12 protein-coding genes are annotated in these 14,243 nt (G+C 56.0%); 4 read left to right on the top strand and 8 right to left on the bottom strand.

All coding sequences use genetic code 11. The annotated features are described in order from the left end of the window. Positions 1-100: 100 nt before the first annotated feature. The 4 genes from CLV74_RS10330 to CLV74_RS10315 form a co-directional block, all read right to left on the bottom strand. A complete protein-coding gene (locus CLV74_RS10330; protein ID WP_106264312.1) occupies positions 101-1,474 on the bottom strand; it encodes a TonB-dependent receptor in 1,374 nt (457 codons plus the stop codon). Between the two features lie 51 nt (positions 1,475-1,525). Then, positions 1,526-2,158 carry a polysaccharide biosynthesis/export family protein gene (locus tag CLV74_RS10325; protein WP_245888515.1) on the bottom strand — a complete coding sequence of 211 codons (633 nt, stop codon included), beginning with the start codon at positions 2,156-2,158 and terminating at the stop codon, positions 1,526-1,528. Between the two features lie 149 nt (positions 2,159-2,307). Continuing rightward, positions 2,308-4,764 carry a tetratricopeptide repeat protein gene (locus tag CLV74_RS10320; protein WP_106264310.1) on the bottom strand — a complete coding sequence of 819 codons (2,457 nt, stop codon included), beginning with the start codon at positions 4,762-4,764 and terminating at the stop codon, positions 2,308-2,310. A gap of 60 nt (positions 4,765-4,824) precedes the next feature. Beyond that, positions 4,825-5,619, bottom strand: coding sequence for a sugar transferase (locus CLV74_RS10315; protein ID WP_245888514.1), 795 nt, complete (start codon positions 5,617-5,619; stop codon positions 4,825-4,827). Positions 5,620-5,937: 318 nt separating this feature from the next. Here CLV74_RS10315 and CLV74_RS10310 point away from each other — a divergent pair, with 318 nt between their 5' ends. From CLV74_RS10310 to CLV74_RS10295, 4 genes are read left to right on the top strand one after another with little or no spacing between them, the layout of a single operon-like run. Continuing rightward, a complete protein-coding gene (locus CLV74_RS10310) occupies positions 5,938-7,077 on the top strand; it encodes an ExeA family protein (RefSeq protein ID WP_245888513.1) in 1,140 nt (379 codons plus the stop codon). A 49-nt stretch (positions 7,078-7,126) separates the two neighbouring features. Beyond that, a complete protein-coding gene (locus CLV74_RS10305) occupies positions 7,127-8,617 on the top strand; it encodes a GumC family protein (protein ID WP_106264303.1) in 1,491 nt (496 codons plus the stop codon). Between the two features lie 11 nt (positions 8,618-8,628). After that, complete coding sequence (locus tag CLV74_RS10300) at positions 8,629-9,483, top strand: CpsD/CapB family tyrosine-protein kinase (protein WP_106264301.1); 855 nt, start codon at positions 8,629-8,631, stop codon at positions 9,481-9,483. Beyond that, positions 9,449-10,339: a glycosyltransferase family 2 protein gene (locus CLV74_RS10295; RefSeq protein ID WP_106264299.1), complete on the top strand. Its 891-nt coding sequence runs from the start codon at positions 9,449-9,451 to the stop codon at positions 10,337-10,339. Before CLV74_RS10300 ends, CLV74_RS10295 begins: the two co-directional genes overlap by 35 nt. A gap of 31 nt (positions 10,340-10,370) precedes the next feature. On the opposite strand, the gene CLV74_RS10290 is transcribed toward CLV74_RS10295, so the two are convergent. The 4 genes from CLV74_RS10290 to CLV74_RS10275 form a co-directional block, all read right to left on the bottom strand. Continuing rightward, a complete protein-coding gene (locus tag CLV74_RS10290) occupies positions 10,371-12,659 on the bottom strand; it encodes a hypothetical protein (protein ID WP_106264297.1) in 2,289 nt (762 codons plus the stop codon). Positions 12,660-12,701: 42 nt separating this feature from the next. Beyond that, on the bottom strand, positions 12,702-12,965 hold the full coding sequence (locus CLV74_RS10285; RefSeq protein ID WP_245888512.1) for a spike base protein, RCAP_Rcc01079 family: 264 nt from the start codon (positions 12,963-12,965) through the stop codon (positions 12,702-12,704). A gap of 98 nt (positions 12,966-13,063) precedes the next feature. After that, positions 13,064-13,774, bottom strand: coding sequence for an SGNH/GDSL hydrolase family protein (locus tag CLV74_RS10280; protein ID WP_106264295.1), 711 nt, complete (start codon positions 13,772-13,774; stop codon positions 13,064-13,066). Next, positions 13,771-14,226, bottom strand: a complete 456-nt coding sequence (locus CLV74_RS10275; RefSeq protein WP_245888511.1) for an acyltransferase — start codon at positions 14,224-14,226, stop codon at positions 13,771-13,773. Before CLV74_RS10275 ends, CLV74_RS10280 begins: the two co-directional genes overlap by 4 nt. Positions 14,227-14,243: the final 17 nt, after the last annotated feature.

Below are 14,243 nucleotides of genomic sequence, written 5' to 3'. Positions count from 1 at the left end.
GGGATCAAAGCCCAATTACGCAATACGCACATCCTTTCTATGCGCGATCCGCGTTATGGATCGCACATGGAAAGGTTAGAGCCCAAGGCTTATCAGAGAGTTAAGGCCGGATCGAAAACTCGCGATTCAGACGCACGAAGACGAAATTAGAGACTGCATCATCCAGACCTGTCTGGATTGCGCGCCGCTGACCAACCCCTGCTGTCACGTTCCAATCACGGTTGATCTGCTGCGAATAGCTAGCCGAAATCTGGCCGCGCCCTGTGGTCGCAATATCCGCGGTCAGATATTCAACTTCGGCATAAACGACCCGCACCGCAACGCTAGAGGTCTCATTCAGCGTATGACGCCAATCGGCGCTGACCTGAGTGGTGAACCGGTCCTGATTGTTGTCCGAGGTGGTGATATCGCGCGACAGCGACAGCTTGATATCGCCGGTTTGCAGTTCGTGGAAATAATCTACGCTGCCGATCCAACCGCCATCACCGTTGTCATCCATCGCATAGCCAAGCTCGGCGGAGATGCGCGACAGGGTATACGACTGCTCGTACGCGGCCGTCAGGCTATCGCGCGCACCAGTTGCCGCGATGCTATGATCATAGTTCAGGCCAATTTTACGCGTCTCGGTCGAGCGCGTGACGCCTGCCGAGAATGTGCCGCCTTCCTGAAGATCGCTTTGACCGGAATTCCAAGTCTCGACCTCAGTATACCCCACACCAAAGGAGGCTTCGGTTTGGCTATCCAGACGCATATCCAGCCCGACGGTGGCACTGCGATTCTCACGGATGGTGCTGTCCGCGTTGTCGGCCTCATAACCCGAAAAAGCGACGCCGGTGCTCAGTGTCGCATTGGGCGACAGCTTGAAACGGGCGTCAATCTTGCCGGACGCACGATCACTATCGTAATAGCTGGAGGACAGCGTGTCCTCATAGCGCACAGCGCCGCTGCTTGCGCCGAAGTCCAGCTCAAGCGGGCCGCCTTCCATCAGCGACAGCGAAACGGTCTGGTTCACAGTGGTACGGCGACCGGGATCGGCGGTCAGCGACAGCTCGCCGGTATCGGGGTCAACTACCGTAACAAGGCTGTCGATCTCGGACGTGTCCGCACGGGTAGTTGCGCGGAACCGGCTATCTTTCCCCTGCTTTTCATAGGTCAAATAAGCGTTTGGCGACCGGAATTCCGTGAAATCGCCCGAAGGGTCATGACCGACGAAACCGCTGATCCCGCCGCCAATATCGAAGGTGCTGGTTGCGGTGCGGCGGCTGTACCCGACGGTCACGCGGTTCTCAATCGAGTGTGTCGCGCTTTCTGCCGGACGGGACAGCGACGCATTCTCTTCGGCACGGGTTTCGATCGACAAACCAAAACGCAGCTCAGAGCCGCGTTCCTGTGTTTCTTGGGCATAACCCGCCTGAGCGCCGAGCACTGCAACGGTAGCGGACAGAACAAAACCGCGCGACAAATCCTTGACCATATTAGCAAACCTTAAATTAGCCGGCACTTGCAGGTGCGCCGCTATCGTTACTTACTCGAACAGCTTGCGTTCTGGAACAACAAGTACGTCCCCTTGGATCAATTTGGTCGCGCCCGAGATCCCGCCGCCGGTCTCGAAGTTGAAAGTATAGACTTTTTCCTGACCGGTCTTGGGGTCGGGACGGCGCAGCTGGATACGCTTGGTGGCTGCATAGGGGGTGAAACCGCCCGCCTGCGCCAGCGCCTGCAACAGGGTGATGCTTTCGCGGGGGCTAACATCCAGACGACCGGGATTGTTAATCTCACCCATGGCGAAGATGCCGTAGGGAATTTCGACCGCCGGTGTCAGCGGAGCAACCTCTGCAAGCTCGCCAACACTGACATGCACAGTAGGAGCTACTGCAAAATTAGGTGCCAAACCGTTGGCCAGTTCGGACTTGATCGCACCGACCGAGCGACCGGCTGCGCGAACCTCACCAACATAGGGAAAGCTGAATTGCCCATCGGGCAGAACCAGAACACTGCGGCTGAGGCTGGGGTCTTCCAGCACTTCGATCTGTAGCGAGTCACCCGCCTTGATTTTATAGGACTGGGCTTGGGCTGTGTTGCTGACACCGGCGCCGATCAAAAAAACGAGGGCCAAACCGACTTTGGTCATGGCCAGCAACTGGGAAAGGCGTTTCATTCTAAATCCTCATTACTCAACAATTCGCGGGACGGCCCACAAAGACACACACGGTCGAAATACCGCGCAACGCGTTTTAAATACTTAGGCACAACTTACGCTATAAAATCGTACCTGAAAACCCGTTATGCGCCCCGCCGCCAAAAGAACTACTGGGTTTTGGCTTCGGCCAGTTCCGCTTGGGCTTTGACCAAGGCAGCACGGGCAGTAACCACCTGTTCTGACAATATTTTATCGTCGGTTTCTTGTTGCAGTGCCTCGATGTGTTGCAGCACTTCTTCGGCCTCATCAAGGCTGAGTTGCGCGATAAGCGCCATGGCCAGATGGTAGTGAACAGTGGGGTCATTTTCCATCGCCGCAGCGGCCTGACGCAGGTGGGCTACAGCGTCATCAATGTCGTTTCGCTGATAGGCGATCCAGCCATAGGTATCCTGGAAAGCAGGCACTTTCAGATCACGCAGACGACGCGCCAGACGATAGGCCTCTTTCAGGCTTTCGGGGTCTTGGCGGTAGGACGACAGCAGGTGCGCCAGATTGTTGGCGATGTAGATTTTACTACTGTCTTGCTCATAAAGCGCACGGTAGGCATCGATCGCGGCCTCATACTGGCCGGTGTTTTCCAAGTGCGCCGCGCTCATCCAGCCGATGATATCGTTGCCCGGCAGAGCCGCATTGGCCGCGGCCAAAGCCTCTTCGGCGGCTGCCACATCCTGCGCGGCCATGTGGCTGTTATAAAGACCACTCCAGCCATCAACATTTTCGGGCGCAATTTCGGTCAGCGACTTAAAGGTCCCTTTGGCGTCAGCAATCTGGCCTGCATCCGCAAGCAGCTTGCCATAGAGGAATAAAGTAGTGGGATTGTCAGGATGCTCTTCCACCAAGGTTCTGGCACGATCCAGCGCCTCACTGGCTTTGCCGGTCAGAGCCATCGCACGAACCGAGTCAATCTGAGAGTCCAGATCATCCGCTGCGCGGTTCTGCACAAAATCCAGCAATTCGTCAGACGCTCCGGTCTGGATCAGACGCGCTGTTTCCAACCGGTCCGCCTGTGTGGTGGCAGTTTCTGTTGCGAATTCCCGTAGACTGCCAATGTCCTGTTTCAGACGGGGCCAATCCTCAAGTGCCAAGTGAACATCGCCCAACGCCGCCACCATCGCGACCGAGCGGTTATTGACGTTCAGACCTTCGATCAGCACGTTCTCCGCGCTCATCAACTGGCCGTCCTCCATCATAAACTGCACGGCCCGCAAGGTCTCTGCCTCGGCGCGGCCCGATGCCTCAATCGCGCGGTTTAGCATATCCAGCGCCAACTCACGGCTGCCTTCACGCTCATACGCGCGAGCCAGCAACGTCAATGAGCCGCTGTTCTCAGGCTCAAGGTCCAGCGCACGGCGCAAGGTCAAGATCGCATCGCCCGTTTGATCCAAATCGATCAAGCGCAGCGCATCCATCTGCAGTGCATCGATCTGCGACGGATCGCTTTCAAGCACCTCATGGACAAGTTCGTAGGTCTCGTCTTCTTGCCCGCGGTCCAAAAGCATCTTGGCCAGAGCCACCTTGAGACGGTTCGTTGCTTCTTCATCCTCGGATGCGGCGATCAAGGCGCGCATGGATGTGATGGCGTCTTCCTGTTCGTTCAACTCGAACATCAGCCCCGCCCGCAAAGCCACAAAGCGACCCGGATCTGCAAGCACATCGGCGGGGCGCGGCTCAGCGCCCAACGCTTGATCCAAGGCATCCATCGCCGCCTGATTATCCCGATACTGGATCAGAAAATCGAGGTATCGCATACGGTTCGTCGCATCAGGATTATCCGCCGTGACCTGCGCAGCAAGCCATGCTTCGGCCTTATCCAACGCACCTTCGCGGATGTACCATTGGGTCAGCATCATCGAGGCGCTTTGATCCTCGGGTGCGTTCGTGGCAATCGTACGCAGGGTCGCCTCGATGCCAGCCTTATCGCCCAGTTGCTCAAGCGCGATCAGACGCAGGCGGAACAGCTGCACCATTTCGGGCGCGTTTTCCAACGCCGCGTCGGTCTCATCCAGAAGGGCATTCCAATCACGCTGCTTCAGGTGATGGGCTAGCATCACCTGACGGGCATAAAGCAGCGAAGGGTCCTGCGCCAAAAGCCCGCGCGCCATTTCCAGTGCAGAGGCCCGTGCCGCTTCTTCCGGCAAGGTGTCTGACAGCAGATAGGTGCTGAGTGCGTCCATTGACTGAACAAAGGGGTCCTGCGGGTCGGCCGCGACAAGCGGATCGATAAAAGGGCGGGACTCTTCAAAGTTGCCGTTGTCCAGCGACATCCGCGCAAGGACCAGATTGGCCTCAAGATCGTCAGGGTACTGTTCTACCAGACGCCGGTATTGCCCATAGGCCTCGGCCCAGTTGCCCTGCGCCAAAACGGTGGACGCATAAAGACGACGGGCCTCTCTATGAAACCCGTTCAGTTCAAAGACATTGCGCAGTTCAATTAGGGCGCGGTCTTCGTCACCCTCCGCCAGAAGGGTGATCGCAGTCTGATAGTGACGTTCGGCACGTTCCTCAGACGAATCGCATGCAGCGAGTGTGGCCGCAAGAATTACGCCAATGAGTAGTTTTTTCACAGTTCAAAGCCTAAAGAAATTGTAATCATTTCTTTCACATTGCCGATGTTGAAAAAAATTTCAACATCCGTTTCCACGTAGAACCACACCAACCGTGCGCAGCAGGATGACAAAGTCCATACCGAATGAAATATGGGTCAAATAGGCATCATCGTAAATTGCGCGATCGGAAAAACAGGTGTTGTGACGGCCCGAGACCTGCCAAAGACCTGTAATTCCAGGTCGCAATGCGTAATACGACAAACCGGGATATAGGCGGGCCTGCGACACCATCATAGGACGCGGTCCGATCAAGCTCATCTCGCCCCGGAGGACATTCCAGATTTGGGGCAACTCATCCAGAGAGGTGCGCCGCAAAAGCTGACCGATCCGTGTGACCCGTGGGTCATGGCGCAGTTTCTGGTGATGCTCCCACTCGGTCCGAGCGGCAGGATTGCTGTTAAGATAGGCCTCAAAGACCTCATCCGCATTTGGCACCATAGAACGGATCTTAATCAATTGATAAGGTTTACCATTCCGGCCAATGCGGGTCTGCTTATAAAACGGTGAGTGCCCATCAAGCGAAACGAGCAGCAGCGCGCCGCCAATCAGAGGCACCAGAACCGGCGCGGACACCAGCAGCAACAGCAACGTCACGGTGACATCGAACGCCCGCTTGAAACGACGTGCGTAGGTTTGGTCGCGACGGCATGCGGCCACACGTGGCGCAGTGGATGATTGCCGGTACCCGGAAGAGGCAGCTTTCGGGGTGGCATAGCTGACCGAGTCAGCTGTGAATGAGACATCAGACAGGGTCATAGCATGTAGAACTTGCAAATCTATTAATAAACGACACGATTTTGCCTTCTCGTTCATCCGGCTATCGAAAACACGCCGAGTGTAAGGTGGGCATCCTGCAATAGGCTAAAAAGATACTGAGAAATGCGGTCTGAAATGACCGTAAACTTGATAGGAACATCTTATCAAAACATTCGCTCAGGTTGTAAAGGCTAGAGTTGCACAAAATCACCGCTTGCGTCGATTTTCTCGCTTTTTGCGAGAGCGCCTTGGCCGAAGGAAAGCCCTCTCAAGTTAGGACAATATTAACACTTTCACTGTCAAATCTGGTTAAGCCCTTGTTTTAGCGAACTTTCAGCCACTCAAGGCGACATGACCTGAGATGTGGAGGCCGCCTTGCCCAGTTCCGATGCCACCCAGACCCTGATTGATCACGATTTGAGCACAATCGCGCCGATGGGTCCGCGTCGTCTCGCGGCGCAAAGCGGCAATGTGCCCGAAAGCGACGTGAAATTTACGCAAAATCGATCAAGAGGCTTTCCCCTAGAGGACGGCATTACTATACCTTGGGTAGAGTCTCCGTTAGTTCGTTTGGCTTCAAGTTTATTTCAAAGCGCCCCCTCCAAAGGTCGCACCCAGGATTTTGAAAGTATGAGTAAAGACCATAGCCATCATCCGGTTTCTGCCGGCGCGATGTACGCTGGCCACTTCGGGCTGAAAGAGCGTCCGTTTACGCTGCTCCCCGATCCAGACTTCATTTATTGGTCGCCGCAACACAAACGCGCCTACTCTGTATTAGAGATCGGCTTGCTCTCGCGGGCACCAATCACATTAATTACCGGCGCTGTCGGGTCGGGTAAGACGACCCTGCTGCGCCGCCTGCTGGAACATGTAGACGACGAATTGACCGTTGGCCTGATCTCCAACGCACAAGGGGGCAGAGGCGAGTTGATGCGCTGGACCCTGAACGCGTTTGGCGTCCCGATCCCCGATCAGAATGCCGATTATGTCCAGCTGTTTCAGACCTTTGTTGATTTCCTCCTAGATGAGTATTCCCAAGGCCGTCGCGTCGTTCTGATCATTGACGAAGCACAGAACCTGTCCGCAGAAGGGCTGGAAGAACTGCGGATGCTGACCAACGTGAACTCGAACAAGGACGAGTTGGTTCAGTTGGTGCTCGTCGGCCAGCCCGAACTGCGGGCGATGGTTCTGGAGCACGGCTTGCGTCAGTTGGCGCAACGTGTGGCCGCCAGTTTCCACCTTGAGCGCATGAGCGCAAAGGCCGTTCAGGATTACATCCAACACCGTTTGCGCCGCGCCGGAGGGACCGGATCCGAAATTACTCCCGACGCGGTAGAACGTATTTATTTGCATACAAGCGGGACGCCCCGACTGATCAACCAGCTTGCCGACCTGTCGATGATGTACGCGTGGACGGATGACGCCACTGTTGTGACTTCGGAAACAGTCGAGTCCGTGATCAAGGACGGCGTTTTCTTCGGCGCCCAGCTGGCGAAGACAAGCGAACAGGACTGATTTTATGTCTATGAGTTTTAAGTATTACTTTTCAATTTTCCTTCAAAGAATGACCTGGTTCCTGGTCGTCTTTGTCGCGATCTCGGGGTTGGCAATTACTGTCGCCATGACCCTGCCGCCATCTTACGTCAGTCAGGTACGCTTAATTGTCGAAAGCGCACAAATTCCCGGTGATCTGGCTGAATCTACAGTTCAAATTTCCGCCGAAGAGCAACTTCAGATTTTCGAAACGCGCCTTCTGACGCGGGCGAATATGCTGGATATCTCGCGTCGGCTTCAGGTGCTGGAAGACTCCGGCTCTATGTCCCCGGACGAGATTGTTGACGCGATGCGGGCACGTACCGACATCTCGACGTCGGCAGGGCGGAACCAGGCGACCCTGATGACCATGAGCTTTGAGGCCTCGGAAGCGGTGACGGCAGCGGCGGTTCTGAACGAATACCTGTCGTTGATTCTGCGCGAGGATGCAGAATACCGGTCCAACCGCGCGGGTCAGACGCAGGAATTCTTCGCGCAGGAAGTTGCCCGCCTGGGGGACGAGCTGTCATCCCAGTCCGCTGCCATCCTGTCGTTCAAGAACAAAAACGCCGAAGCCCTGCCTGAAAGCCTTGAGTATCGCCGCGAACAGCAGCTGTCATTGCAAGAGCGCATCGCACAACTTCAACGCGATCGTGAGGCGCTGGAGGACCAACGCGAACGCCTGACCCAGATTTATGAGACAACCGGACGCGTCGATACTGCGACCACGCTGTCTCCCGATGCACAGCGCCTGCGCAATCTTGAGAATGAGCTGTCCGAAGCGCGCGCGATCTATTCAGAGAACCACCCAAAGCTGAAATCTCTGCTCAGCCGTGTCGCCCAAGCACGGGCAAGTCTGGATACTTCGGGTGTTGGCGCGTCTCCGACGGATGCCGATCCGGCGAAGGTCATGTTTGATCTGCAAATGGGCGAGATCGCAGCGCGACTTGAAGATCTGGAGGTCCAACGCAGCCAAACCGAACAGCGTCTGACAGAGGTGAATGCCACGATTGAGGCGACGCCCGCGAACTCGATCGCGCTGCAAGCGCTGGAGCGGGACTACGACAACGCGCAAGCCCAATATAACCTGGCAGTAGAGCGATTGGCCAAAGCATCGACCGGTGAACGGATCGAAACGCTGGCCCGTGGTCAGCGGATTACGGTTGTGGAACAGCCAACCGCGCCGACCGAGCCGAGCAAACCGAACCGTCCCATGATCGCAGGCGGGGGCCTGTTCGTGGGACTGATACTCGGTATTGCGCTGATTGTGGTGTTGGAAATGCTGGATGGCACCGCACGTCGTCCCGCTGATCTTGTGGACCGACTGGGGATAACCCCCATCGGCACCATCCCCTATCTGCAAACACAACGCCAGAAAATGGTGCGCCGATCCTCTTATGCGCTGATCGGCATCCTGATCATCACCATGATCCCGACGGCCATTTACCTCCTGCACACATATTATCTGCCGCTCGATCTGATCGCCGAGCGGGTCATGAACAAATTCGATCTTCGGGGCTAAGGGGAACCGCAATGGAACGTCTTCAAGCAGCAATGGAAAAAGCACGGGTGCAGCGCCAGAAAAGACTGGCCAGCAATCCGGCGTCAGAAGCCTTCAAGATTGAATCCGCCATGACAGGATGGGCCGCGAACCAGCGCCATCAAAGCGGGATTGATCTGGCATGGAAAAACCTGCCGGAATTGCGCCTTCTGGCTGATATCCTTCAGTACAATCGTCTGGTCGCACTGGAACCTGGCCCCGAGTCCGCACCCTACGACATGCTGCGCACCAAACTGATGCGGCTGGTGCGTAAGAACGGCTGGAAACGGATCGCCATCCTCTCGGCCGCCGCGTCTGCGGGGAAATCGACCACCGTCGTGAACCTTGCATTTTCCTTTGCGCGCCAGAGGGATACGCGAGTTATGGCGTTCGATTTCGATATGCGCCGCCCCACCTTGTCTAAATATCTGGGTCAAAGCCTTTTCGGCAACATGGCGCAAGTCATCAACGGCGAGATCCCGTTCGATGAGCACGTGCGTCGTTACGGCTCCAACCTTGCGTTCGGCATGAATGACGGCCCTGCGCCCAACTCGGCCGAACTTTTACAGAGCGAAGCCACCGAAGACATGCTGGCTCAGATGGAGGCGACCTACGCCCCAGATGTGACCCTCTTCGACATGCCGCCAATGATGGTTGCTGACGATGCCCACGGCTTTTTGCGGATGGTCGATGCGGCGCTGATCGTCATGGAAGCGGAAAAGACGCCCGTCAAACAGATCGACGTTCTAGAACGGCAAGTGGCCGAGCTGACCAACGTCGCCGGAATTGTTCTTAACAAGTGCAGATACTCAGATGAATATTACGGCTCCTACAGCGACTACAGCTGATCCGGATTACCAAGCCGCGATCATCATTCCCCACTATAACGACCACGTCAGATTGGTCCGATGTCTGGACGCGCTTTGTACGCAGGACTTGGACGGGATCGAAGTGGTGGTGGTCGATAACGGCTCGACCCCGGGCATTCTAGGATGGTCCAATTTTTACCCCGCAGTGCGCTTTATTGAAGAAAGCGCCAAAGGGGCAGCCCATGCCCGCAACGCTGGCGTCGCCGCCACAACCGCCGAACAGATCTGGTTTCTGGATGCAGACTGTGTTCCTGCTGAAAATTGGGTCGCGACAGCACGACAGGTCGCGGGTCAAGCAGACATTGTCGGCGGTGCGGTTGGCGTCTTTTGCGAAACGGATGGCACAAAATCCGGTTCGGCGGCGTTTGAGACCGTGTTTGCCTTTGACACCAAGAGCTACATTGAAAAGCAGAACTTCACCGTCACTGCGAACCTGCTGACCTTCCGTCGCCTGTTCGCTCGGATCGGAGGATTTCGAGATGGCGTGCCAGAGGACAAAGACTGGTGTTTGCGGGCCGTTGGGGTAGGGGCCGATATCAAATATATTGAGGCCCTGAGCGTTGATCATCCAGTTCGTCCCGATTGGCCTGCCCTGAAAAAGAAATGGCATCGCCTGATGGATGAAGCCTGGGGAACTTGGCCCAAAGGCTTTGCTGGTCGTTTGAAATGGATCGCCCGCGCAGTCGCGGTCGTTTTGTCGTCCTTTGCCCATGCCCCGAAGGTCATGTTCGCGAAAAGTTTACGTTTTCCCGAGCGGTTCAAAGCGCTGGTGACCCTGTTCCGACTGCGCAGCTTGCGGGCAATGTGGATGCTTCAACAAGCGGTCGCACAATAAAAAAGGCCGGGCAAACGCCCGGCCTTTTGGTTCAATCCAGTGTCACGGTCCAGTCAGGCTCCCATTGGCCCGAAACAGTACTCCCGCCAATTGGCAAACCACGCCCCAGAACGTCATCTACCCATGTCTCATAGAGCATGCTATCAATGATCGCGCTTTCCGCTGCCGCGTCCCCATCACTGCGTTTCGGACCATTCCCCAAGGCTCGAACCATTGTTCCGGCAGTCCAATCGCCGTTGGTTGAGGTCAGAACAACAGTCTCGCCTTCTAGCGCAGCCGTGAAACCATCCTGATGGAAGGCAAGATCACCTTCCTGATAGACCTCAAACCCTTCAAGGGCTGCAGGCGTCGCGCAGTAGACTGTTCCGCCATTCGGCAAAGACAGGTCAATCTCGATCCGATCACCGTTCCGGCGAGCGGCGGCAAACCCGGGGTTCTGAAGATGCAACAAATCCAATGCCTCAGCGGCCAACAAAGCCTGCCGAACCCCAAAGACCAGATTCCCATCGCCCAGATTATCAGGATGAGGTCCACCAGCCGAGGTGATGGCATAGTCGGAAACCGGTAAACCAACGGCCAAGTACCGCATATGCGCCTGCGCAACCTGCTCTTGACGCAGCCCCTCATGCGCGCCGCGCGAATGACGGGTTGCAGGGGAAACACCGACCTTGAACCCATCTTTCAATGCATCAGTCAGCATGTGATCGATCACGCCACTATAGCCGCCTGACCCATCCAAAAGCGCATCAAGCGTTTCGGCGACAGATCCTTCAGCGTTCCAGCCCTGCGTCGCCCAGTTCATCAGAACTACCGAAACATCATTGCCCGCATAGTCCAGCTTCTGCTGCAACATGAGCCAATCTCGCCCCGCATTCGCATCCGAAATCAATTGGTTCGGGCCTGTCCCACTTACTGCTGCATCAACAATCTGCACGGGAACATTCGGGCAGATCGTCCGGAACTGATCCAGAAACGCCGAGACCCCATCACTTGCCAAATCCCCCAGCAAATAGTGCTGAATTGCGTCGATGTCCTTACCGCCATTCGCCACCGAGTCATTGGTGACATAAGACGCCGTCCAAGGATGTTCAGTCTTCCGTCCGCGATCACGGGCCGTCAGATAGATGTCGGTCTGCGACTGACCAAGCTGCAAAAACTTGTAACCGGCGGCGATCCGGCGGCGGCCTTCGAAAAGGATTTGCTCGGTGCCTTTCATACGAAATTGCGCCACACACCATCCGCGCGAGCTTATGGGCAATGATACCTCGCCAGACCATTCAGGGGCAGCTTCGGCGACAACGGTCCAGTCTCTCAAAACGGCCCCGTCACTCTCATAGCTGACGCGCACCTCAATCGCGCCCGAAAGCCCAGCCGAGGTACCCGAGAACCGGCACGCCGCCTGTGTCGCGCCGGACATAACGCCTAAGACCGTTCCCTCGGGCCACTCATCCACGTGAAGAAACGTCGTCTGTCCCGTCCGCCGCAAGGATGATCCCGCACGCATTACACCATTGGCTTCGGTCGCAAACGTACTGTCCGTCGCAAGCCAGTCGGGAGCAACCAGCCCCCCGTCATCGCCAGTCAGGCATCGCAACCATCTGATCATATGACCATTTTCGATCAGCGCCGAGAACTCGCCGCCTAGCGCAATAGCCTGCCATTCGGCAACGCTCACAGCGCCTTCCACATAGCCGATACACCCTATTTCACCGGGCCAACCCGCCAACGTCCCCGAAGCGCCGCCAATATTGAAGCCATATTCGCTTTGATCCGCAGGCAAGGCTTGCGGCACATAAACCTGCTGCGTCGCGTCCCCCGCGTAACGCGTCCCATCCGCCAGCGAATACCAATCGACCGAACAGCGTGCGACACCACTTTCATCCGAGCGCCGCACAACCAACAGGAAGGCATCTTCGGTAATCACCTGACTGACAGGCCGATAGCCTGAGGTGGCAATCCGCGCCTCCACCCGTTGCTGCCAATCAACTGTCCCGTAACGCCCGCCATGCAGAACCACGTAGCTGTCACGCCCGTTGTCGTTGCTAAGTCCATTGACCAGCGCATAAGTCTCGTTGAAATGGGTCGCCGCCCGCGACCGGCGCACGATGGCGAACAGCGCACTGTTGGTGCCCCACATCTCAAACCAGTTTTGCGCCGGTTGGCGAAGAGACAGCTGGTGGCTGGGATCACTGTCGCGCCCATTGAATTGCGGAAAAGACAGCGAGCCGCCTTTCGCCAAATTCGCGAACTTCAGCTTGGGGCGAAGCACGCCGCCAAAGCTGGCTGCAGACGTCAGCGCCGTGGTATACGAGATGTTCATGGTCGCGTCCCCTCCATCGTCAAAACAAGCGTCGCCGGAACTTCAGCACAGGCCGCGAATGTCGGTCGCCGTCGTGCCGGTTGCCATGACGCGTGTGACGCGAATGGGGAAAGCTACGCCCGCCGCAACATAAAAATCCGCCTCATCGCCGCCCAAAGTTTGAACACGCACCAGACCACTTTCTGCAACACAAATCGCACGCGTAACGTGGGTTAGGTCCTCGGTATCAGATGGCGTGATCGCGATAAGCCGCGTCGCAGGTGCCGAAAGGGACGTACTGAAACTTTTGAAAAGATCGATGGCCATGTGAATCCTCTGCCTTACGAAGAACATTTGAGCGGCAAAGGATGTTCACGCTTTCTTAATCACCGATTAACCCAGCGCACTGTTGTCTGCATTACGAGTTAACGTTCACATCTAAGGGATTGAGAAAGCGCAAAGTAATTCAAGATTGAATCAGCATTCACTTGGCTAGCGATCTCTGAGGTCGGGTGCAAACCGTCGGGCATCTTCGTCCGAGGTGCCTCGTGTAGCGTAATCTGCCATTCTTTGGCCATGTCAAGGTAGCCAATCCGCTCGTCTTTGGCAGCAATCCTCTCAAGCTCTGTCAGATATGCGCCATACCGCAATCTCAACGCGCCACGTATCCCAAAGCCGGGGTACATTCCCAACAGAACAATCTGCACCTCGGGATTCATTTTCCGCAACATTGAGATCAGCAGCTTCGTATTTGCCGCACTCTGTGCAGGCGAAAGGAAACGTCTGAAATCTGCGTCATTCACGGAAAACTCAATCACAGCCAAATCTGGCGCACGCAGATCTGAATTTTGTGCAGCCCGCAAGGTTTTCACACCCCAACTGGAGGTCTTCCCATTTCCAGAAAGCCTCTGACTAGCAGCGATTACGCCGCAACTTTCAAGTTTTTGGATCAACACATCAGGCCAAGCCTGACCCTCGGTCAGACTTGTTCCCAAAAACAGGAAATGTGGCGTTCCACTCTCAAAAATCTCGTTCCCCAACGGGATCGAAGCCGGCCGACGTCGATCCCACAAAAGGATCAAAACCAGACAGATCGACAGCGCTGCCAAGAGCACTGTCATCCAGCTCCACTTCACGCAGCCGTTTCCTCGACCCGCACCGCACTGGTCCACTCTGGATCGATGCGACCGTAGGTCAGCAATCTGACGTTTCGATACAAGATCTTCGCCGGATTTCCAGCGACTATGCAATTATCCGGCACCGACTTTGTAACGACGGAGCCCGCACCAACGATGCATTGATTGCCGATCGTCACACCCGGCAAAATCGTCGAGCGACCGCCGATGAAGCAGTTCTCGCCAATTCTGGTGTCGACCTTGATGTTTCGCGTCATGTCGTGCGTCAAAATTTTCGCTTCAAACGCAACATAGGTGTGAGCGCCGACATGAACTCCGGCCGGATATGTCACGTCGAATTTGGCCGACAACGACATCTCTGTGGTCGGATGGATATCCATATTCCAGACCTTGCGCAGATAGCTACGTTTCAGTCCGACGATTTTCACGCGCAACCAGCGCAACTTGTTCAAGCTTTTAATCATACTTT

The organism is Donghicola tyrosinivorans (genome assembly GCF_003003355.1).
GTDB classification, from domain to species: domain Bacteria; phylum Pseudomonadota; class Alphaproteobacteria; order Rhodobacterales; family Rhodobacteraceae; genus Donghicola; species Donghicola tyrosinivorans.
Note: the sequence above shows the minus strand (reverse complement) of the source record. Positions and strands in the feature narration are given on the sequence as shown.